The organism is Candidatus Mycolicibacterium alkanivorans (assembly GCF_022760805.1).
Lineage (GTDB): Bacteria > Actinomycetota > Actinomycetes > Mycobacteriales > Mycobacteriaceae > Mycobacterium > Mycobacterium alkanivorans.
In genome coordinates this window covers 201,827-222,077 of record NZ_JAIVFL010000001.1, presented here as the reverse complement: position 1 = coordinate 222,077, position 20,251 = coordinate 201,827, and the positions used below count along the sequence as shown (strand labels likewise).

The following is a 20,251-nucleotide window of genomic DNA, read 5'->3' as shown; positions in this document are numbered from 1 at the left end:
GGACGGTGAGACCGAAGCCTACACAGCAGCGGTCGTCCGTCGCGGGCACTGCGTCCGGCCAAGAGCGTGTAAACCCCCAACCGGAGGATTCACTTCGCAATGTCCAAGATCATTGCTTACGACGAAGAGGCCCGCCGCGGCCTCGAGCGGGGTCTGAATGCCCTCGCCGACGCGGTGAGGGTGACGCTGGGCCCCAGGGGCCGCAACGTCGTCCTCGAGAAGAAGTGGGGCGCCCCCACGATCACCAACGATGGTGTGTCCATCGCCAAGGAGATCGAGCTGGAGGACCCCTACGAGAAGATCGGCGCTGAGCTGGTCAAGGAAGTCGCCAAGAAGACCGACGACGTCGCAGGCGACGGCACCACCACCGCCACCGTTCTGGCCCAGGCACTGGTTCGCGAAGGTCTGCGCAACGTCGCGGCCGGCGCCAACCCGCTCGGTCTGAAGCGCGGCATCGAGAAGGCCGTCGACAAGATCACCGAGACGCTCCTCAAGAGCGCCAAGGAGGTCGAGACCAAGGAGCAGATCGCCGCCACCGCCGGAATCTCCGCCGGTGACCAGACCATCGGCGACCTGATCGCCGAGGCCATGGACAAGGTCGGCAACGAGGGTGTCATCACCGTCGAGGAGTCCAACACCTTCGGCTTGCAGCTCGAACTCACCGAGGGTATGCGCTTCGACAAGGGCTACATTTCGGGTTACTTCGTGACCGACGCCGACCGTCAGGAAGCCGTCCTGGAGGATCCCTACATCCTGCTGATCAGCTCCAAGATCTCGACCGTCAAGGACCTGCTGCCGCTGCTGGAGAAGGTCATCCAGTCCGGCAAGCCGCTGCTGATCATCGCCGAGGACGTCGAGGGCGAGGCGCTGTCCACCCTGGTCGTCAACAAGATCCGGGGCACCTTCAAGTCCGTCGCCGTCAAGGCTCCGGGCTTCGGTGACCGCCGCAAGGCGATGCTGCAGGACATGGCGATCCTCACCGGTGGTCAGGTCATCAGCGAGGAGGTCGGCCTCTCGCTTGAGACCGCCGACGTCTCCCTGCTGGGCCAGGCCCGCAAGATCGTCGTCACCAAGGACGAGACCACCATCGTCGAGGGCGCTGGTGACTCCGAGGCCATCGCCGGCCGCGTGGCGCAGATCCGCCAGGAGATCGAGAACAGCGACTCCGACTACGACCGCGAGAAGCTGCAGGAGCGCCTGGCCAAGCTGGCCGGCGGTGTTGCGGTGATCAAGGCCGGAGCTGCCACCGAGGTGGAGCTCAAGGAGCGCAAGCACCGCATCGAGGACGCGGTGCGCAACGCCAAGGCTGCGGTCGAGGAGGGCATCGTCGCCGGTGGTGGCGTGGCTCTGCTGCAGGCGGCTCCGGCGCTCGACGAGCTCAAGCTCGTGGGTGACGAGGCCACTGGCGCCAACATCGTGCGCGTGGCGCTCGAGGCCCCGCTGAAGCAGATCGCCTTCAACGCCGGCCTGGAGCCGGGCGTTGTCGCCGAGAAGGTTCGCAACTCTGCGGCCGGCACCGGTCTCAACGCGGCCAGCGGCGTGTACGAGGACCTGCTCAAGGCCGGCATTGCCGACCCGGTGAAGGTCACCCGCTCGGCGCTGCAGAACGCGGCGTCCATCGCGGCGCTGTTCCTCACCACTGAGGCTGTCGTCGCCGACAAGCCGGAGAAGGCCGTCGCTCCCGCGGCCGACGCCGGTGGCATGGGCGGCATGGGCGGCATGGACTTCTAAGTCTGTCCAACGAAAAAGCCCGGTTCCCCTCTGGGGGCCGGGCTTTTCCGTTGTCCCCAGCGTGGGCCTTATGCACAGATTCTCGCCAATTTGGCTGCACGAGGCCCACGTTCGTCGACACGGTCATCGAGCATGCCCGGCATGGAACTCATCATCGGCAGTGCTGCGGTCCGACGCGGCGATCTCACTCGGCATCTGCTTGCCCGTGACTACAGACCCGTCTACCGCGACGTGTACCTGCGCCGTGACGTGGAGCTGACCGCGCAACTGCGGGCTCGGGCGGCTTGGCTGTCGACCGGCTCGACATTGTGCGGTCTCTCTGCTGCAGCGGCATTCGGCACCAAGTGGCTCGACGCGTCCGCGCCGGCCGAGATCAGTCGCGCCGATCGGCATGCGCCTGCGGGCATCGTCGCTCATTCGTGGGACCTCGCGGCTGACGAAGTCAGCCTCGCCGCCAGCATGACCGTTACGACGTCTGCTCGCACTGCGTTCGATATCGGTCGGCTCCTCCCGCAGGTTACGGCGATTCCCATCTTGGATGCGTTGTCGAATGCGACTGGCCTCAAGCCGTGCGATGTGAGTGCGTTAACGGATCGACACCCAGGAGCGCGCGGCGTAGCGAAACTGCGTCGGACCCTCGAACTGGTCGACGGCGGTGCCGAGTCGCCGCAGGAGAGCAAGCTGCGCCTGATCCTCGTCGGTGGTGGACTGCCTGCGCCAGAAACTCAGATCGAGTTTCGCGAACTGCGTATTCGCGTCGACATGGGCTGGCGCGAGTGGAAAGTCGCAGTGGAGTACGACGGGGTGCAGCACTGGACTGATCGCCGCCAGCGGTCGTGGGATATCGAGCGAATCGCACTGCTCGAAGCAGCCGGGTGGGTCGTTGTCCGAGTGAGCGCGGAGATGATGTCGCGGCCGCACCTCATCGTTGAACGCGTACGAGCCAAGCTACGAGGGGCAGGCTGTCCGGTCTAGCGTCGAGTGTGGGTGTTATGCAGCAAAATTCGCCAATTCGCCTGCATAAGGCCCACGCTCGGCGGGGGATTGCAGAGGGAGGCAGTCGTCGGCGCAGCCGGTGCAGCATCGAGATTCCGTCGGGCACCTGCCACGATGGAGCTGTGATCGATCACTTTGGGATCAACTGTGCCGACTACGCGAAATCGCAGGAGTTCTACGACAGGGTGCTCCATGTCCTGGGCTATCTGCGGGTGCTGGACATGGGCCCGGCGATCGGATACGGCCGCGACGGGCATCCCGCGTTCTGGATCGCCGACGGCGCCGGGATGGGACCCAACCGCGAGATCCACGTCGCCTTCGCGGCCGCCGACGAAGACGCCGTCGAGGCGTTCTATGCCGCAGCAGTGAGCCTCGGTGCCGAATCCCTGCATGCACCTCGGCTGTGGCCCGAGTATCACCCCGGTTACTACGGCGCATTCGTTCGCGACCCGGACGGCAACAACGTCGAGGCGGTGTTCCACGGAGCCCAGCCCCGGGGCTCAGCCGCCGACCAGCTCCGCGTAGCGTCGGGTACATGGCCGACTCACTGACCGATGCCGACGCCGCCCGCGAACTGCTGCGCGACTCGTTCACCCGCATCATCGAGCACGTCCAGGACCTCACTGACGACTTGACCGACGAGGTGTCGTTCTTCCGTCCCACCTCGACGGCCAACAGCATCGCGTGGCTGATCTGGCACAGCGCGCGCATCCAGGACGCGCAACTGGCCGCCATCGCCGGAATCGAGCAGGTGTGGTTCAGCCAGGACTGGGTAGGCCGCTTCGACCTGGACCTGCCCCGCGACGCGCACGGCTACGGTCACACTCCCGAGGAGGTCGGCAAGGTGCGTGCCCCCGCCGATCTGCTGGCCGGTTACTACCACGCGGTGCACAAGATGACGTTGGAGTACATCGCCAGCGTCACCCCCGAGGAACTCGCCCGGGTAGTCGACGAGAACTGGGACCCGCCGGTCACGGCGAGCGTCCGGCTGGTCAGCATCTTCGACGACTGCATGCAGCACCTGGGCCAGGCCGCCTACGTCCGGGGGATCTCGCGCTGAACGGTCGGGCCGCGCTGTGGTGGCCGGTGATCGGCCTGCCCGCTGATGGTGTTGCGTGGTTGGGGTGTGGGCGACGGTTCCACGTCGGTCGTGTCCAGAGCGCGGCATCGATCGTTCACCGACGCGTCACCGTGACGTCGACAGCGGGCGATATTTTGCGCGCGTGTCGGTGGACCTCAATGGCTACACAATCTTTGACGACGACGATGACGACCCGGTCCTGCTGGACGCCACGGGCTTGGCGGTCGACACGTGGCGGGAGAACTACCCCTACGAGCACCGGATGTCCCGGGCCGAGTACGAGGAGCAGAAGCGGCTGTTGCAGATCGAGCTGCTGAAGCTGCAGAAGTGGAGCCAGGCGCACGGCCACCGGCACGTCATCGTCTTTGAGGGCCGCGATGCCGCAGGCAAGGGCGGCACGATCAAGCGGTTCATGGAGCACCTCAACCCGCGGGGTGCGCGGGTGGTGGCGCTGGAGAAGCCGACCGAGAAGGAACGCACCCAGTGGTACTTCCAGCGCTACGTCAACCACTTGCCCGCGGCCGGTGAGATCGTGCTGTTCGACCGGTCTTGGTACAACCGCGCCGGGGTAGAGCGGGTGATGGGCTTCTGCACTCCCAAGCAGCACGCCGAGTTCGTCCGGCAGGCGCCGCTGTTCGAACAGATGCTGGTCAACGACGGCATCAGCTTGACCAAGCTGTGGTTTTCGGTGTCGGCGTCCGAGCAGCGCACCCGGTTCACGATTCGGCAGGTCGACCCGGTGCGGCAGTGGAAGCTCTCGCCGACCGACCTCGCGTCGCTGGACAAGTGGCACGACTACACCGCCGCCAAGGAGGACATGTTCGCCTGGACGGATACCGAGGTCGCGCCGTGGACCGTCATCAAGAGCAACGACAAGAAGCGTGCCCGAATCAACGCCATGCGGCATGTCCTGAGCAAGTTCAACTACGAGAACAAGGATCATGAGGTGGTCGGCAATCCTGATCCGCTGATCGTGGGCCGCGCCACGTCTCACTCCGACTGAGCCGGGCGCGTCCGGAAAGTGGGGACGCGTGCGGTTCATGGCCACGCTGCTGATGTGGCTTGTCACGACGGTGCTGTTGGCGCTCGCCGTCCCGGCGGTGTGGGTCCAGCAGCACCTGGTCGACGGCGACGGGTATGCGGCATTGGCGCATAAGGCCGCCGCTGATCCCGGGTTACAGGCGGCGACGGCCTCGGAGTTGACGACGCAGGTGGCCCGGCTGGGTACGGGGGTCAACACCGAGACGGTGAGCCTGGTGGCCGCCACCTACACCGGCGGCTCGACGTTCCCGGAGCAGTTCGCGCAGGCGAATAGGTTTGCCCACCGGTGGTTGTTCACTGACTCGGTGCGCTCCAGCGTGGACCCGCAGGGCCGCTGGGTGATCGACTTCGCACCCATGCTGTCCGACGCCTCGTTCAAGGAGACGCTGAGTGACTACAACATCACAGTGCCGACGTCGGTGCCAATTCCTTTGACCGACAGCGCCCCTTCGATGTTGCGGCCGGGTGCGTTGCGGTGGGCCGCCACTTACGGGCCGTGGGCCAGTGTCGGTTTGGCGGTGCTGACCGGGCTGGCGGCGTTGCTGACGCTGTTCATTGCGCGCAGCCGCGGCAAGATGCTGGTGGCGCTGGGGGTGTCGGGGTTGCTCGTGGGCGGGGGCGGTTGGGCCGCAATCGAATTCGGTCGCCGCCGTCTGGACCGGGTGCTGGACAACATGTCGGGCAACATCCGCCGGATCGCCGAGGTCATGGTGGACACCGCGGAGGCTAGCCTGCACCAGTGGCTGAACATCTCGCTGATCGTCGGCGGGGGGCTGGTGGTAATCGGGGTGATCGTGACACTGCTGGTGGGTTTGGCGAAGTCGAGTTAGACGCGACCGTCTCGGGCGCAGTCACTGTCGCCTACGCGTCGTCTTCGGCGTTGTGCTGTGCGAGGGGATCACGTAAGCCGTATCCCATTGGGTGCCTCTTGCCGACGAGGTAGCCGATGACGTAAGCGACCGCGGGCAGGAAGAACAAGAGCGCCGACGCGACCGCTGCGATGACCCCCTGCATCTTCTGGCCGCGAACGACGGGAAGCTGACGAGTGGCATCGTCGACCCCTGCGCTGAATCCCATGACTGTCAACGCGGCCGTCCCGAGCACGGCTTGCCAGATCCAACCGAAGAGGTAGACGTCGGCGGCGATCATGGCGATGAGGATGACCGCGATCCACCAGATCCCCTCTGCTGTGAGGACCCCGTTGTAGCTGTTGGCCGGCAGAGGCGGGGGCGGCGGTGGCTCTGATCCGTCCTCGGGCGGGTCGGGACGGGTATGGCTGACGAAAACGGAGCGGGTGCGGCCGCCAATCTTCAACTGCCAGCCGACAAAGTAGGCGAGACCGACCGCCAGAACCACGCACAGCACTGCGGCCAGCACCAGTTGTCCTACCGGCCGGCCGGAAACGGCCATCGCGGATACCAGGAGTGCGGTGGTCACTGCGGAGCCCGTCCAGTAGCACAGGCGCGCAGTGCGGCGAGACGTGCCGAGCATCTGAGACATCAGAACGAAGACGGCTCCCGCGACGGTCGCCAAGGGCAGGACGGCGTGACTACCGATGCGGGATCGTGGCGCCGCCAACCACGGGACCGCGGTCATGGCGTTATTGAGCGTGTCAATTGTCAAGTCGCGCACCCACCCATCCACCGAGTTTCTGACCACCAAAGCTGAGAACGACTGCGCCGACGAGCGCAGTCGCCGCCGCTCCTTCCGGGCCGAAAGGCGATCCGACGAGCGCCCACGCGCCCAGGGTCGCCAAGGAGCCGCCGCCGATCGATCCGGCCGTCTCGCCGATGGTCCTTCCCACAGGAGCGCCGTCTTCAAGTGCCTTACCGCACATGACGACGTCGAGCGCTGTCCCGGCGGCGCCCATCCGCTTGCCGATCGTCGACAGTGCCTCGGCATCCGCGGGCGAGAGTCCGCCGATCGCATGGCGACCGGTGCTCACCGTCTCGCCGTAGACCTCGATCGCCGAGGACACTGGGCCGCCGTATGTGGTTAATCCCTTGGCCAAGTCGGCGAGTGTGGTCCCGTCCGAGAGGCCGCTGACCGTCGCGGCTGCACCCTCTGCTGTCATGCCTTGTCCCATGAGGGCGTCGACAGCCTGCCTGACCGTCAGGGAACGGCTGAATTGTTCACCCTCGTCAAGCTGTTGGGTGGCCTGGTCGGCAGTCATCGGCAGCAGGCCGTACGCCCCCTGCTCGAGCCGCTGCTGTAGGTCGAGCCGGGATCGTGCGCGCGTACGGGCGTCTCCACCCAGTATCGGATCCGTCGGCAGCGGACCGATGAAGTTGGCCATCCGGAAGTCGTCGAGCCGTTCACCGGCCAACCTGCGTGCGTTCGCATCGGACGTGGGGTCGGTCGCCGCCGCGAAGTCCCGTAAACGTGCTGCGGCAGCGGACTTTTCCACTGTCGTCGGTCCACTCTCGTTCGCCAGTGCCTCGTCTGCAGCCCGTCGATTCGCGTCGTCGCCCGCTGGACCTCGACGCTGTCAGTGATCGGATGCTCGCCGTTCTCCCGGTTCCACGACGTCCGGAACCGAGCCTGCGCTTCCTCGAATTCCTTGTAGGTCTCCGCGGTGCAGGCACCCGCGCTGAAGAAGGCTCGCCCCAGATCGGAGATCGCGCCGGGATCGCCGCTCTGCACAGTCTCGTCGACCGCCCACGGGTCACCGCCGGCCTCGCCGATGAGTGCGCCGACGCTGATATGCGTCAAGCTCGGATATCCCGTCACAGCACCGAACGCAAGGCCTCGGCGTTGCGTTCCTCCATGTCGACGAACACCGAGGCTGTTTTGTGGGCCTTGGCGCCGAGAACCCCCAGCCGGGTCTCGTGATCGCGAAGCCGTTGGATGTGATTGCTGTGCGCCTCACCCACCGCGGCGCTATACGACTCGGCGGCCGCGAAGTCACCGAAGATGCCCGTCGGAACCACCGCGCGAGACAACTGGTCAGCGCCTTCCATGGCCAGCCAGGCCGCCTGATACGACCGGTTCGCACCCGATCTCATCTCACGACGTCGACGTGCACCGCAGCGCCCCTTCGCAGTTAGCTGTGAGCTAGAGGGTACTATGCGTCATTTGCTGGCCAATTCAGTCGATCACCGGGCATCCGGCGCAGGAACGAGTAGCTCAACGCCGACTTGAACGCGGTCTGGGCGTTGTCGGCCGCACCGGCGTGGCCGCCTTCGATGTTCTCGTAGTACCAGACGTCGTGCCCGGCCTCCTCCAATGCTGCCGTCATCTTGCGGGCATGTCCGGGGTGCACCCGGTCATCGCGGGTGGAGGTGGTGATCAGCACTGGGGGATAACGCTTGTCGGCGCTGATGTTCTGGTACGGCGAGTACTCGGAGATGAACTTCCAGTCCTCGAGATCGTCAGGGTCGCCGTACTCGGCCACCCACGATGCGCCAGCCAGCAGCAGGTGGAATCGCTTCATGTCCAGCAGTGGCACCTGGCAGACCAGCGCCCCGAAACACTCGGGGTACCTCGTCAGCATGATGCCCATCAGCAATCCGCCGTTGCTGCCGCCTTGTGCGCCGAGTTGCGCGACGGTGGTGATCCCACGCTCGACGAGGTCGCGCGCCACCGCCGCAAAGTCCTCGGCCACCTTGTGCCGTCCCTCCCGCATGGCCTGGGTGTGCCACGTCGGCCCGTACTCGCCACCGCCACGGATGTTGGCCAACACGTAGGTCCCGCCGCGGGAGAGCCACAGCCGCCCTAGCACACCGTCGTAGCCCGGTGTGCGCGACACCTCGAACCCGCCATAGCCGCCCAATAGCGTCGGACCCGGCGCCGTGTCGTGCTTGTGTCCGACGACGAAGTACGGGATCGCCGTGCCGTCATCGGAGGTCGCGAAGTGCTGTGACACCTCGAGATCCGTAGCGTCGAAGAACGACGGCGCCCGTTTGATCTCGGTGAGCTCGCCCCCCGCCGTCCCGTGTAGCAGACGAGACGGAGTGAGGAAATCGCTTGAATCCAAGAAGATTTCATCACCGGTATTGTCGCAGTCCGTGATCACGGTGTTGGTACTCGATGCAATCCCCGCCACCGGCTCACGCTTCCACGTCCCGGGCGTGACGATTTCCACGCGGCTGGCGACATCGGCCAGCGTGACGATCACCAACCGGTCCCGCGTCCAGGCGTACTGGTGCAGGCACCTATGCTCATCGGGCTCGAAAATCACAGCCAAATCTGCAGCGCCGTCTAGGAATTGCTCGTAGTCGGCGGCCAACAGTGAACCGGCACGGTATGACTCCTTACCCGTCAACCAGTCGGTGCGCAACTCGATCAGCAGCCAGTCGCGGTGCACCGACAATGACGCGTCGGTAGGTGCGTCGATGCGTACCAGTTCGCCCGAACGCAGTTGGTACACCTGCTCGTTGAAGAAATCGATGGCGCGGTGCAGCAGCGTTCGTTCGTAGCCCGGTGTGCGATCCACCGAGGCTGACACGATCACGTCGGTCGGCGGCCCGGTGAACACCGTCGTCGCCTCGCTCAGCGGTTCGCCTCGCCGCCAGCGCTTGACCACCCGAGGATAGCCGGACTCCGTCATCGACCCAGGGCCGAAGTCGGTGCCCACCAGCACGGTGTCGTGGTCCTCCCACGTCACGTTCGACTTCGCCTCCGCAAGCTCGAAACCGTCCGGTACGAATTGCCGTGTCGTCATGTCGAATTCGCGCACCACGGCCGCGTCGGACCCGCCGCGGGACAGACTGATCAATGCCAGGCTGTAGTCGGGATCGATGACCTGGGCACCGGCCCACACCCAGTTCTCCCCGTCGGCGCGCGCCAGCTCGTCGACGTCGACGATGACGTCCCAGTCCGGTGTCTCGCCTCGATAGCTGTCCAGCGTGGTGCGCCGCCACAGCCCGCGAGGGCTGGTCGCGTCCCGCCAGAAGTTGTAGAGGTACTCGCCGCGGCGGCGGACGTAGGGAATCCGCGCGTCGGTGTCGAGCACCTCCAACGCTTCGACCCGCATCTGCTCGAACCGCTCGTCGCCGAACTCGGCGATCGTCGGCTCGTTGTGCCCGCGTACCCACTCGAGCTGGTCCTCGCCGGCGATCTCCTCGAGCCACAGGTGCGGGTCGTCTGCCATGGCTGCCATTGTGACCCGAGCGGTAGTGTGAGCTGTGTTACACCGCGGGAACCACCAGGAGTCACAGGTGACTGTCTGCGCCCGCCCCGGCGCCGAGCTCGGCCACAGACTCCTGGACATAAGGCGTCCGAGCGGGAGATCGGGCCGCATTCAGCTGTCGAGTGGGCCGATGCATCCCTGGCAGCGGTCGGACAGGACAGACAACAATTCGGCGGCCTTCAACGACGCCTCCCGCACCCGCTCGATGTCGCGGGAGGCGTTGAGTTGGACCAGAGCGGTTTCTGCGGCGTCGACGACCTCGCTGCGCACCGCCGAGATCACCTCTGCCGCAGGTGTTCCGTACAGATATAGCAGCACCTGCTTGTCTTGATACGCGGGCAGCTCTGCCGGCAGGTGACCGAGTCCGAGGCTGGCGAGCTTGCCAGAAAGTACCTGCCGGACATTGGTACCCAGCCGTCCATAGCCGCCGATTTCGCGGAGGTGCCCCATCGGGAGTCGATACACGCCGTAGTGCTCGGTGACGGCGACTCGCAACTCTTCCCAGCTATCGGGCGCGTTCTCGCTTGACGTGTCTAGCACGCCATTTTCGGCATCGTTGTAGGACATTTCGTTGCTCCTTCTGCCCGCGACGCTGCGGTATGGCCTGCAGTTCCAGTGCGGTGACGAGGTCAAACACGTTGCCGTCGGCCGGAACGACCCAAGATGTGCGCCATCATACCCCCAGTCCCAGCAGGGTTCAGGACAAGGATATTTCTATGAAGTACTTTTTCTTCGAGTTTTTCTTGGGGGTCATTTGTAGTTCGGTATGCGCGAATTTCATGTTAACTTCTGCGTTACCCCAATTTCCCTGTTTGACACAATTCTTCGGCAGCATTCTGGTTGTCCGATTGGCCCGAATAAAGGCCATGAACGCATTACCGGAAACGACGGAAGGGGATGGGGCAATGGACGTCGACCGACGTGTCCGTATTTGTGACACGACATTGCGCGACGGCGAACAGGGCCCCGGTGTCTCTTTCACCTCGGACGAGAAACTCGCGATTGCCTCCGCCCTCGACGACTGTGGTGTGCACGTCATCGAGGCGGGCATCCCTGCGATGGGAACCGTTGAGCGTGAAGCGCTTCAACGGATCGCGCAGGCCGGACTGGCCGCCGATGTCGTCGGCTGGTGCCGGGCCAACCGGCTGGACGTGGCCGCTGCAGAAAAATGCACAATACGTTCGGTTCATTTGACAATTCCGGTGTCGGACCTGCATTTGGAGCAGAAACTCGGCCGCGACCGAAAATGGGCGGCGCGCCACATCGCGGACTGTGTGTCCGACGCACTCGACCGCGGGTTGCGGGTCAGCGTGGGATTCGAAGACGCCTCGCGAGCCGACGATCATTTCGTGGCCGAATTGGCCGCCGACCTGACCGGAATGGGCGTCGAGCGGCTGCGGTGGGCCGACACCGTCGGGGTCATGGAGCCCTTCGACGGCTACGGCCGCCTCACTCAGCTGACCCGCGCCGTGCCCGGGGTCTGGGAGATCCACGCCCACGACGACTTCGGGTTGGCCACGGCCAACAGCCTGGCCGCCGTGCGCGCCGGCGTCAGCTGGGTGAGCACCACCGTGGCCGGCCTGGGCGAGCGGGCCGGAAACGCCCCGCTAGAAGAGGTCGTGATGGGCCTTCGACACCTCCACGCGGTGGATACCGGCGTGGACAGCACCCGATTTCGCGCCCTGGCCTTATTGGTGGCCCGTGCCGCCCGCCGGCCCCTTCCCGCCAGCAAGGCCGTCGTGGGCCGATCGGTGTTCACCCACGAGTCGGGCATCCACGTCGACGGGGTCCTCAAGCACGCAGCGACCTACGAACCGTTCGACCCGGCGGAGGTCGGGGCCCGTCGCCGACTGCTCGTCGGCAAGCACAGCGGGCGCGCGTCGCTGCGTTACGCGCTGGCACGCCACGGCATCGCAGCCGATGGCGAGGAACTGGAGGCGCTACTCGAGCGCGTCCGGGCTATGACGTCGGAGCACAAGCGACCACTCCGGTTCGCCGAGATCCGCGATCTATTCCAAACGGCATAAACGGCCGACAAGTTAAGGAGACAGGGAAACACATGCGACAGATCGCCTTTTACGGAAAAGGTGGCATCGGCAAGTCCACCACCCAGCAGAACACCATGGCGGCCCTCGCCGAGCAGGGCCATCGGATCATGATCGTCGGCTGCGACCCCAAGGCCGACTCGACGCGGCTGATCCTGCACTCCAAGGCGCAGACGTCGATTCTGGCGCTGGCGGCCGAGGCAGGCTCGGTCGAGGACCTCGAGCTGTCGGATGTTCTGATCGACGGTCCGAACAAGGACTGGAACATCCGCTGTGTCGAGTCCGGGGGACCGGAACCCGGAGTCGGATGCGCCGGTCGTGGCGTGATCACCTCGATCGGCTTCCTGGAAGAAAACGGGGCATACGAGGACCTCGACTACGTCTGCTACGACGTCCTCGGTGACGTCGTGTGCGGCGGCTTCGCGATGCCGATCCGCCAGGGCAAGGCGCAGGAGATCTACATCGTCGCCTCCGGCGAGATGATGGCCATGTACGCGGCCAACAACATCGCCAAGGGCATCCTCAAGTACGCCCACTCCGGTGGTGTTCGGCTCGGCGGAATCATCTGCAACAGCCGCAACACCGACCTGGAGGCCGAGCTGGTCGGCGAGCTGGCCCGCCGGCTCAACACCCAGATGATCCATTTCATCCCCCGCGACAACGTCGTTCAGCACGCCGAGCTGCGCCGGATGACGGTCATCGAATACCAGCCGGAGGCCCAGCAGGCCGAGGAATACCGCGAGCTGGCCCGCAAGATCCACGAGAACGACCGCAAGACCATCCCGACCCCGATCACCATGGACGAACTCGAGGAACTCCTCATCGACTTCGGCATCATGGACAGCGCGGACGAGACGCTGGTCGGACAGGCCTCGAAATGAGCGCCCCGGCAACCGAACCCACCCGGGAGGCCACCGAGGCGATGATCGCCGAGGTCTTGGAGGTCTATCCGGACAAGGCCAAGAAAGACCGGGTCAAGCACGTCAAGCCGAACGATCCCGACGGATCCAAGGAGTGCGCGGTCAAGTCCAACATGAAGTCTCGGCCGGGTGTGATGACCGTCCGGGGTTGTGCTTACGCCGGCTCCAAGGGTGTGGTGTGGGGCCCGGTCAAGGACGTCGTGCACATCAGCCACGGCCCGGTCGGTTGCGGCCAGTACTCCTGGGCCACCCGGCGCAACTACTCGCACGGCGAGCTGGGCATCGATAACTTCGTGGCGATGCAGTTCACCAGCGACTTCCAGGAACGCGACGTGGTGTTCGGTGGTGACAAGAAGCTGGCGCAGATCAACAAGGAGATCGCCGAGCTGTTCCCGCTGGCCAAGGGCATCTCCATTCAGTCAGAGTGCCCGATCGGGTTGATCGGCGACGATATCGAGGCGGTGGCGCGGGAATCCACGAAAGAGCTGGGTGTGCCGGTGGTACCGGTGCGCTGCGAGGGCTTCCGCGGGGTGAGCCAGTCACTGGGCCACCACATCGCCAACGACTCCATCCGTGACTGGGTGCTCGGTACCCGCGACACCACCGAACAGACCCCCTACGACATCGCGCTGATCGGGGACTACAACATCGGTGGTGACGCCTGGGCGTCACGAAAGATATTGGAGGACATGGGACTTCGGGTGATTGCCCAGTGGTCTGGGGACGGCACGATGAACGAGCTGGCCACCACCCACCTAGCCAAGCTCAACGTCATCCACTGCTACCGGTCGATGAACTACATCTGCCGCACCATCGAGGAGAAGTACGGCACCCCATGGGTGGAGTACAACTTCTTCGGCCCGACCAAGATCATCGAGTCGATGCGCAAGATCGCCGAATACTTCGACGACACGATCAAGGAGAAGACCGAGGCGGCGATCGCGCGCTATCAGCCCGCCTTCGACGCGGTCAAGGAACGCTACGCCGACCGGCTCACCGGCAAGACAGTGATGCTGCTGATCGGCGGCCTGCGGCCGCGGCACACCATCGGGGCCTACGAGGACCTCGGCATGGAGGTCATCGGCACCGGGTACGAGTTCGGCCACACCGACGACTACACCCGCACCTACCCGGAGATGAAGTCCGCCACGGTGATCTACGACGACCCCAGCGCCTACGAACTCGAGGAGTTCGCCCGTCGGCTCAAGCCGGACCTGATGGGTGCCGGGGTGAAGGAGAAGTACGTCTTCCACAAGATGGGTGTCCCGTTCCGCCAGATGCACTCGTGGGACTACTCCGGCCCTTACCACGGGGTCGAAGGTTTCGCGGTCTTCGCTCGGGACATGGACATCGCCATCAACAGCCCTACCTGGAATCTCTTCCAGGCTCCCTGGGAGGTCCAGCAGTGACGATCACACCGATCCCCGACCACAACGACCTGTTCGAGGCCGAGGAGTATCAGCAGCAATTCGAACGCAAGCGTGAGTTCGAGCAGGGTTGCGGCTCAGCGGAAGTCGAGCGGGTCAAGGCCTGGACTCGGACGGCCGAGTACCGGGAGAAGAACTTCGCCAGGGAGGCACTGACGGTCAACCCGGCCAAGGCCTGCCAGCCACTCGGTGCGGTGCTGGCCGGGCTGGGCTTCGCCGGAACGCTTCCACTGGTACATGGGTCACAGGGCTGCGTCGCCTACTTCCGCAGCCACTTCGCCCGGCACTTCAAGGAACCGGTGTCGACAGTCTCGTCGTCGATGACTGAGGACGCCGCGGTGTTCGGCGGGCTGAACAACATCGTCGAGGCGCTCGACAATGCGACCGCTCTCTACAAGCCCGACATGGTTGCGGTCAGCACCACCTGCATGGCCGAGGTCATCGGCGATGACCTCAATGCCTTCATCCAGGAGGCACGCGAGAAAGGGTCGGTGCCCGAGGACTTTCCGGTGCCGTTCGCGCACACGCCGAGCTTCGTCGGCTCGCACCTCACCGGGTACGACAACATGCTGCGGGCGATCCTCGATTACACCACCAAGGACCACCGCGGTGAGCCCAACGGCAAGATCAACATCGTTCCCGGGTTCGAGACCTACACCGGCAACCTGCGCGATATCGACCGGCTGCTGACGGTGCTCGGGGTCGACCACACCATCCTCGGTGACCACAGCGGCACCCTGGATTCGCCGGCCGACGGCGAGTATGAGATGTACCCGGGCGGGACGGCACTGGCCGAGGCGGCCGACGCCATCAACGCGAAAGCGACAGTGTTCCTTCAGGAGACGGCCACCCGCAAGACCCACGAACTGGTCCGCCAGTCCTGGAAGCACGATACCGAGGTGCTCACTCCACCGATCGGAGTTGCCAACACCGACCGGTTCATCTCCGAGATCACCCGGCTGGCAGGTGTTTCGGTGCCCGCGGAGATCACCGCCGAGCGGGGCCGGCTGGTCGACGCGCTCACCGACTCGCATGCCTACCTGCACGGCAAGCGGTTCGCCATCGCAGGTGACCCCGACCTGGTGGTCGGCCTGCTCGGGTTCCTACTGGAACTGGGCATGGAACCGGTGCATGTGGTGTCCACCAACGGCGACGCGGCGTTCAAGGCCAGCGCCGAAGCGGTGCTGGACGCCAGCCCGTTCGGGCACTCCGCCACGGTGTGGCCGGGCAAGGATCTGTGGCACCTGCGCTCGTTGGTGTTCACCGAGCCGGTCGATCTGCTGGTCGGCAATTCGTACCTGAAGTACCTGTCCCGCGAGGCGCAGGTGCCGCTGGTGCGGGTCGGCTTCCCGATCTTCGACCGCCACCACCTGCACCGCTTCCCGATCCTCGGGTACGCCGGCGGCCTGCACCTGCTGACCCAGCTGGTGAACACGGTGCTCGACGAACTCGACCGCACCGCGCCCGACCACAGCTTCGACGTGGTGCGGTGAACCATGGTCGACGCAAGCGTTTTCGACGAACCGGCCTGCGATCACAATCGCGGTAAGACCGCGAAGCAGAAGAAGGCCGGCTGCCCGAAACCCAAGCCGGGCGGCGCGTCCGGCGGGTGCGCGTTCGACGGGGCGATGATCACTCTCGTTCCGATCGTCGACGCCGCGCACGTGGTGCACGGGCCGATCGCTTGCGCCGGCAACTCATGGGACGGGCGGGGCAGCCTGTCCTCGGGGCCGCTGCTCTACCGGCGCGGCTTCACCAGCGACATCGTCGAGAACGATGTGGTGTTCGGCGGCGAGCAGAAGCTCTACGACACGATCGCCGATGTCGTCGACAGGTTCGCCCCGCCCGCCGTGTTCGTCTACGAAACGTGTGTGACCGCCACCATCGGCGACGACCTGGATGCCGTGTGCGCCGCGGCCGCGGCCGCGCACGGCACCCCGGTGATCCCGGTGCACTCCCCCGGTTTTGCCGGCAGCAAGAACCTCGGCAACCGGCTGGCCGGCGAGGCACTGCTGAAACATGTGATCGGTACCGAAGAACCGACCTACACAACCGAATTCGACGTCAACCTGGTCGGCGAGTACAACATCGCCGGTGAGCTGTGGGACGTCGAGCCGGTGCTGTCGCGAATGGGCATCCGGGTGTTGGCCTGCATCAGCGGCGACGTGCGCTACCGCGAGGTGGCCACCGCGCATCGCGCCAAAGCGACGATGGTGGTCTGCTCCAAGGCGCTGCTGGGGCTGGCCCGCGGACTGGACGAGCGCTACGGCATCCCGTGGTTCGAGGGCAGCTTCTACGGTGTGCGGTCCATGGGCGAGGCGCTGCACTCCTTCGCCCGATTGCTCGACCGCGGAGACGGTGAGCTGATCACGCGTGCCGAAGGACTCATCGCGGTCGAGGAAGCCCAGGCCGCGGTGGCGCTGGAGCCCTATCGCCGCCGATTGGCGGGCGCCAAGGCGGTGCTCTACACCGGTGGCAACAAGAGCTGGTCAGTGGTCTCGGCGCTCCAGGACGTCGGGGTGCAAGTGGTCGCCTCCGGCTCGACCAAGAGCACCGAGGACGACGTCGACAAGATCCACCAGCTGATCGGAGCGGAAGGGCGCATCATCACCGAAGGCAACCCGGCCGAACTGCTCAAGGTGGTGCGCGAGACCGGCGCTGACATCCTCATCGCCGGCGGCCGGAACCAGTACACCGCACTGAAGGGCAAGGTGCCGTTTCTGGACATCAACCAGGAGCGCCACATCCCCTACGCCGGCTACGCCGGGGTCATCGAGCTGGCCCGGCGGGTACATATGGCGATATCCAGCCCGGTGTGGGAACAGGTGCGAGCCCCTGCGCCGTGGGACCGCGCACCAGCGCCGTCAGAAGCAGCGGAGGTGTCGTGATGGCGCACGTGGTTACCGGTGGCAAGCGGGCCGCGATCGACCCGCTCAAACACTCCCAGCCGCTCGGCGGCGCACTGGTCTTCCTCGGCCTGGCCGGGGCGATGCCCATCATGCACGGCTCGCAGGGTTGCGCATCCTTTGCAAAGGCATTGCTCACCAGGCACTTTCGTGAACCCGTTCCGCTGCAGACAACCGCGGTCACCGAGGTCACCGCGGTGCTGGGGGCCGGCGACTCGATGGTGGCGACGTTGGATGCGATTCGCGGCAAGCAGCGTCCGCAGATCATCGGGCTGCTGACCACCGGCCTGACCGAAGTCAGCGGTGAGGACGTGGCCGGCGAATTGCGTTCCTATATAGCCAGCTTGGCGGCCTCGGAAGAAGGCGGACCGTTGATCGTGGGAGTGTCGACCCCGGATTTTCGGGGTGGCCTGTCCGACGGCTACGCGGCGGCGCTGGAGGCACTGATCGGTGCGGTGCCGCTCGCAGAGACCGCGGCCGCCTGCGGTCCGGCCGTACTGGTCGGGGCCGCGGTCTCTGCTGGCGACATCGACGAGATCGCCGATCTTGTCCTGGAATTCGGCTTGGACCCGATCCTGGTTCCGGACTTGTCCGGATCCCTCGACGGTCACCTCGACCAATGGTCACCGATCACCACCGGTGGTACGCCGAGGACCCGGCTCGAAGCTCTCGGCGGTTGTCGCCGGGTCGCCACGATCGGCCACACCGCCGCTGCGGCCGGCATCGCGCTTGGCTCCCGCACCGGTGCCGACGTGACGGGTTTCGCGCACCTGTGCGGCCTGCAGGCCACGGATACGTTCGTGCGGTATCTGCTCGAGCAGGCCGATGTGCCGGTGCCGGCGCGGGTGCGACGGTGGCGGTCTCGGTTGGCCGACGGCCTGCTCGATACCCACTTCGTGCTCGGGGGCGCGCGGGTGGCGGTGGCAGGGGAGCCCGACCTGCTCTGCGGGGTGGCATCGCTGCTCCACGATGTCGGCGCCGAGATCGTCACCGCCGTGTCCCCGACGCACGCGGCAGGGCTGGACCGAATGCCGTGCGACGAGGTCGTCGTCGGGGATCTCAACGACCTCGAAGAACGTGCGGCCGACGCCGGAGCCGAACTCGTGCTGGCCTCCAGCCATGCCAGAGCGCTGGCCGAACGGATCGGAGCGGCGCATCTGGCGATCGGGTTCCCGGTCTACGACCGCCTTGGCGCACAGCTTCGGGCCACCGCCGGCTATCGCGGCAGCCTGCAACTGCTCACCGACGCCGCCAACTGCCTACTGGACCACCACGAGCACGCCACCCCCCGCACCCATGCCGGCTCATCGGAGACCCCGTCCCACGCCATCGAGGAGACACTGTGCTGAAGATCGCGTTCGCCACCAGCGACGGCCACGCCGTCGACCAGCATTTCGGCTGGTGCCAACGGTTCGACGTTTACGAGGTGAGCGCCGACGACGCGCGACTGTTCGAAACCCGCGAGCTCGACGCCGCGCCGGACGACGAGCAGAGCAAGATCGCCAGCCGACTGGCATGCGTGGCCGACTGCGCGATCCTCAACGTCTGCGATATCGGCGGCTCGGCGGCCGCGAAGGTCGTCAACGCCCGCATTCACCCGGTGAAGGTGCCGCCAGGCACGGCGGTCGACGAGATGATCACCCGGCTGCAGGCAGTGCTGAGCGGTAACCCGCCGCCTTGGCTGCGAAAGATACTGCGGCAGCACAGCACCGACCCCGTGCCCGCCTGGACCCCGACAGGAGCGTCGTGAGCAACTTTCTGCAGGACCTGATCGACCAGCAGCGAGCCGGAGATACCTACGGTCAGCTCGACCGGCTCGCCGACGAGCACATGCTGCGGCCTTTCCTCGTATCCCGTGAGAACAAGAACGAGATCGCGGTCAACTGCGACGTCGATGCGGCCACTGAGGCGCGGCTGCGGTCGTTCTATCAGGCGGTTGCGGCCGGCATCGAACGGGCCACCGGACGCTACACCACCGTGGTACTCGATCTGAGCCACGAGGGATTCGGCCGGGTGATCGTGTTCGCCGGGCGCCTCGTGGTGGTGTCCGACGTGCTGCGCGACGCGCAGCGGTTCGGCTTCGCCTCGCCGGAAAAGCTTGCCGCCCGGGGTGATCAGTTGGTCGCGGCCGGCATCGAAGCCATCGACCGGTTCAAGGAGGCCGCCGGTGACGAATCCTGAACGCGCCGAGGAGATCCGCGCGGAGCTGAAGAAACTCAAGTACTCGGCGATGCAGCTGAAGCTGGATCTGCACGACCTTGCCGAGGATCTGCCCATCGACTGGGAACGCCTCCCGGCCGTTGCGGCCCGGACCTTCGACACCTACTCGGCGATCGCCGGGCTGGAACGCGAACTGGCCCAGGGAGCGACGACATGACCACCGCGACCGACGGTCTCGCCGCATTCCGCCAGTGCGAGACCGCCGAGGACTACTTCGCATTCTTCGGCCTGAGCTACGACCCGGCGGTGGTGAACGTCAACCGGCTGCACATCCTCAAGCACTTCGCCCGCCAGCTGGCCGATCTGCACGCGCACCGCAGCGCCCCCGAACCCACCGAACAGATCCTGGCCGACTATCGCGACGCCTTGGTCGCCGCGTATCAGGCGTTCACCACCGGCACCGCACTGGAGCACCGCGTATTCAAGGTGCTTCAGGATCACGCCCCGCGGGCGTTCGTGCCGATCGGCGAGGTCACCGTGCGGACAACGGAGGGCCGCAAGTGAATGCCTACGACGTCGGTGACCTGGTCACCGCGACCAAAGACCTGCGCAACGACGGCACCTACCCCGAACTCGGTATCGAGATCGGACAGGTGCTGGTACCCGAGGGCTGCAACGGCGAAGTTCTCAATGTGGGCGTGTACCTGCAGGAGCACATCATCTACGCGGTTGCGTTCGAGAACGGCCGGATCGTCGGCTGCATGGAGCGCGAACTCGTACCAACCGCAACTGTTTCGAGTGGAGCGGACTGAT

Annotated in this window: 22 protein-coding genes and 1 pseudogene; 17 read left to right on the top strand and 6 right to left on the bottom strand. The window is 65.7% G+C overall.

The features are described 5' to 3' along the window. The first annotated feature begins 99 nt into the window (after positions 1-99). From groL to K9U37_RS01195, 6 genes are all read left to right on the top strand, one after another. A complete protein-coding gene (groL, locus tag K9U37_RS01220) occupies positions 100-1,731 on the top strand; it encodes a chaperonin GroEL (protein WP_243070171.1) in 1,632 nt (543 codons plus the stop codon). Positions 1,732-1,872: 141 nt separating this feature from the next. Beyond that, positions 1,873-2,706 carry an endonuclease domain-containing protein gene (locus tag K9U37_RS01215; protein ID WP_243070170.1) on the top strand — a complete coding sequence of 278 codons (834 nt, stop codon included), beginning with the start codon at positions 1,873-1,875 and terminating at the stop codon, positions 2,704-2,706. A gap of 143 nt (positions 2,707-2,849) precedes the next feature. Beyond that, positions 2,850-3,278, top strand: a complete 429-nt coding sequence (locus K9U37_RS01210) for a VOC family protein (RefSeq protein ID WP_243070169.1) — start codon at positions 2,850-2,852, stop codon at positions 3,276-3,278. Beyond that, complete coding sequence (locus tag K9U37_RS01205; protein WP_243070168.1) at positions 3,263-3,787, top strand: mycothiol transferase; 525 nt, start codon at positions 3,263-3,265, stop codon at positions 3,785-3,787. Before K9U37_RS01210 ends, K9U37_RS01205 begins: the two co-directional genes overlap by 16 nt. A 163-nt stretch (positions 3,788-3,950) precedes the next feature. After that, a complete protein-coding gene (gene ppk2, locus K9U37_RS01200) occupies positions 3,951-4,811 on the top strand; it encodes a polyphosphate kinase 2 (protein WP_243070167.1) in 861 nt (286 codons plus the stop codon). A gap of 28 nt (positions 4,812-4,839) precedes the next feature. Continuing rightward, the gene (locus K9U37_RS01195; protein WP_243070166.1) at positions 4,840-5,679 is read left to right on the top strand and encodes a hypothetical protein; all 840 of its coding nucleotides are present in this window, start codon (positions 4,840-4,842) and stop codon (positions 5,677-5,679) included. 31 nt (positions 5,680-5,710) lie between these two features. Here K9U37_RS01195 and K9U37_RS01190 read toward each other — a convergent pair whose 3' ends face one another. The 6 genes and pseudogenes from K9U37_RS01190 to K9U37_RS01170 form a co-directional block, all read right to left on the bottom strand. Next, complete coding sequence (locus tag K9U37_RS01190; protein WP_243070165.1) at positions 5,711-6,445, bottom strand: hypothetical protein; 735 nt, start codon at positions 6,443-6,445, stop codon at positions 5,711-5,713. A 16-nt stretch (positions 6,446-6,461) separates the two neighbouring features. Then, positions 6,462-7,175 carry a hypothetical protein gene (locus K9U37_RS01185; RefSeq protein ID WP_243070164.1) on the bottom strand — a complete coding sequence of 238 codons (714 nt, stop codon included), beginning with the start codon at positions 7,173-7,175 and terminating at the stop codon, positions 6,462-6,464. Between the two features lie 140 nt (positions 7,176-7,315). Further along, a pseudogene (locus K9U37_RS20290) lies at positions 7,316-7,579 on the bottom strand (putative alpha/beta hydrolase); the annotation flags it as partial. Then, complete coding sequence (locus K9U37_RS01180; protein ID WP_243070163.1) at positions 7,576-7,854, bottom strand: DUF2563 family protein; 279 nt, start codon at positions 7,852-7,854, stop codon at positions 7,576-7,578. The gene K9U37_RS01180 and the pseudogene K9U37_RS20290, both read right to left, overlap by 4 nt. Positions 7,855-7,913: 59 nt before the next feature. Next, positions 7,914-9,950 carry a prolyl oligopeptidase family serine peptidase gene (locus K9U37_RS01175; RefSeq protein ID WP_243070162.1) on the bottom strand — a complete coding sequence of 679 codons (2,037 nt, stop codon included), beginning with the start codon at positions 9,948-9,950 and terminating at the stop codon, positions 7,914-7,916. 141 nt (positions 9,951-10,091) lie between these two features. After that, positions 10,092-10,547 carry a hypothetical protein gene (locus tag K9U37_RS01170; protein ID WP_243070161.1) on the bottom strand — a complete coding sequence of 152 codons (456 nt, stop codon included), beginning with the start codon at positions 10,545-10,547 and terminating at the stop codon, positions 10,092-10,094. 338 nt (positions 10,548-10,885) lie between these two features. On the opposite strand from K9U37_RS01170, the gene nifV reads away from it, so the two are divergent. Genes nifV through K9U37_RS01115 form a run of 11 tightly spaced genes read left to right on the top strand, consistent with a single transcriptional unit; the run spans position 10,886 to position 20,250 of the window. Further along, on the top strand, positions 10,886-12,007 hold the full coding sequence (gene nifV, locus K9U37_RS01165; RefSeq protein WP_243070160.1) for a homocitrate synthase: 1,122 nt from the start codon (positions 10,886-10,888) through the stop codon (positions 12,005-12,007). A gap of 32 nt (positions 12,008-12,039) precedes the next feature. Beyond that, positions 12,040-12,906 carry a nitrogenase iron protein gene (nifH, locus tag K9U37_RS01160; RefSeq protein ID WP_243070159.1) on the top strand — a complete coding sequence of 289 codons (867 nt, stop codon included), beginning with the start codon at positions 12,040-12,042 and terminating at the stop codon, positions 12,904-12,906. Then, positions 12,903-14,354 carry a nitrogenase molybdenum-iron protein alpha chain gene (gene nifD, locus K9U37_RS01155; RefSeq protein ID WP_243070158.1) on the top strand — a complete coding sequence of 484 codons (1,452 nt, stop codon included), beginning with the start codon at positions 12,903-12,905 and terminating at the stop codon, positions 14,352-14,354. The genes nifH and nifD overlap by 4 nt, the downstream gene beginning before the upstream one ends. Further along, on the top strand, positions 14,351-15,865 hold the full coding sequence (nifK, locus tag K9U37_RS01150; RefSeq protein ID WP_243070157.1) for a nitrogenase molybdenum-iron protein subunit beta: 1,515 nt from the start codon (positions 14,351-14,353) through the stop codon (positions 15,863-15,865). The genes nifD and nifK overlap by 4 nt, the downstream gene beginning before the upstream one ends. Positions 15,866-15,868: 3 nt before the next feature. After that, positions 15,869-17,260 carry a nitrogenase iron-molybdenum cofactor biosynthesis protein NifE gene (nifE, locus tag K9U37_RS01145; protein ID WP_243070156.1) on the top strand — a complete coding sequence of 464 codons (1,392 nt, stop codon included), beginning with the start codon at positions 15,869-15,871 and terminating at the stop codon, positions 17,258-17,260. Next, positions 17,260-18,627: a nitrogenase iron-molybdenum cofactor biosynthesis protein NifN gene (nifN, locus tag K9U37_RS01140; RefSeq protein ID WP_243070155.1), complete on the top strand. Its 1,368-nt coding sequence runs from the start codon at positions 17,260-17,262 to the stop codon at positions 18,625-18,627. The genes nifE and nifN overlap by 1 nt, the downstream gene beginning before the upstream one ends. Then, positions 18,621-19,028 (top strand): nitrogen fixation protein NifX, encoded by a 408-nt coding sequence (nifX, locus tag K9U37_RS01135; protein WP_243070154.1) that lies wholly within the window; start codon positions 18,621-18,623, stop codon positions 19,026-19,028. Before nifN ends, nifX begins: the two co-directional genes overlap by 7 nt. Continuing rightward, positions 19,025-19,459, top strand: a complete 435-nt coding sequence (locus tag K9U37_RS01130) for a NifX-associated nitrogen fixation protein (protein WP_243070153.1) — start codon at positions 19,025-19,027, stop codon at positions 19,457-19,459. Before nifX ends, K9U37_RS01130 begins: the two co-directional genes overlap by 4 nt. Then, entirely contained in the window at positions 19,446-19,655 is a 210-nt protein-coding gene (locus tag K9U37_RS19925; RefSeq protein ID WP_243070152.1) for a CCE_0567 family metalloprotein, read from the top strand. Before K9U37_RS01130 ends, K9U37_RS19925 begins: the two co-directional genes overlap by 14 nt. Next, positions 19,652-20,002: a nitrogenase-stabilizing/protective protein NifW gene (nifW, locus tag K9U37_RS01120; protein WP_243070151.1), complete on the top strand. Its 351-nt coding sequence runs from the start codon at positions 19,652-19,654 to the stop codon at positions 20,000-20,002. Before K9U37_RS19925 ends, nifW begins: the two co-directional genes overlap by 4 nt. Further along, positions 19,999-20,250 (top strand): nitrogen fixation protein NifZ, encoded by a 252-nt coding sequence (locus K9U37_RS01115; protein ID WP_243070150.1) that lies wholly within the window; start codon positions 19,999-20,001, stop codon positions 20,248-20,250. Before nifW ends, K9U37_RS01115 begins: the two co-directional genes overlap by 4 nt. The last annotated feature ends 1 nt before the right edge of the window (position 20,251 follow it).

Bases quoted from the DNA above. Each gene is read 5' to 3' on its own strand.
- groL (WP_243070171.1), top strand. From the start codon at position 100: ATGTCCAAGATCATTGCTTACGACGAAGAGGCCCGCCGCGGCCTCGAG.
- K9U37_RS01215 (WP_243070170.1), top strand. From the start codon at position 1,873: ATGGAACTCATCATCGGCAGTGCTGCGGTCCGACGCGGCGATCTCACT.
- K9U37_RS01205 (WP_243070168.1), top strand. From the start codon at position 3,263: ATGGCCGACTCACTGACCGATGCCGACGCCGCCCGCGAACTGCTGCGC.
- K9U37_RS01190 (WP_243070165.1), bottom strand. From the start codon at position 6,445: ATGACCGCGGTCCCGTGGTTGGCGGCGCCACGATCCCGCATCGGTAGT.
- K9U37_RS01180 (WP_243070163.1), bottom strand. From the start codon at position 7,854: ATGAGATCGGGTGCGAACCGGTCGTATCAGGCGGCCTGGCTGGCCATG.
- K9U37_RS01175 (WP_243070162.1), bottom strand. From the start codon at position 9,950: ATGGCAGCCATGGCAGACGACCCGCACCTGTGGCTCGAGGAGATCGCC.
- K9U37_RS01170 (WP_243070161.1), bottom strand. From the start codon at position 10,547: ATGTCCTACAACGATGCCGAAAATGGCGTGCTAGACACGTCAAGCGAG.
- nifV (WP_243070160.1), top strand. From the start codon at position 10,886: ATGGACGTCGACCGACGTGTCCGTATTTGTGACACGACATTGCGCGAC.
- nifH (WP_243070159.1), top strand. From the start codon at position 12,040: ATGCGACAGATCGCCTTTTACGGAAAAGGTGGCATCGGCAAGTCCACC.
- nifD (WP_243070158.1), top strand. From the start codon at position 12,903: ATGAGCGCCCCGGCAACCGAACCCACCCGGGAGGCCACCGAGGCGATG.
- nifE (WP_243070156.1), top strand. From the start codon at position 15,869: ATGGTCGACGCAAGCGTTTTCGACGAACCGGCCTGCGATCACAATCGC.
- nifN (WP_243070155.1), top strand. From the start codon at position 17,260: ATGGCGCACGTGGTTACCGGTGGCAAGCGGGCCGCGATCGACCCGCTC.
- nifW (WP_243070151.1), top strand. From the start codon at position 19,652: ATGACCACCGCGACCGACGGTCTCGCCGCATTCCGCCAGTGCGAGACC.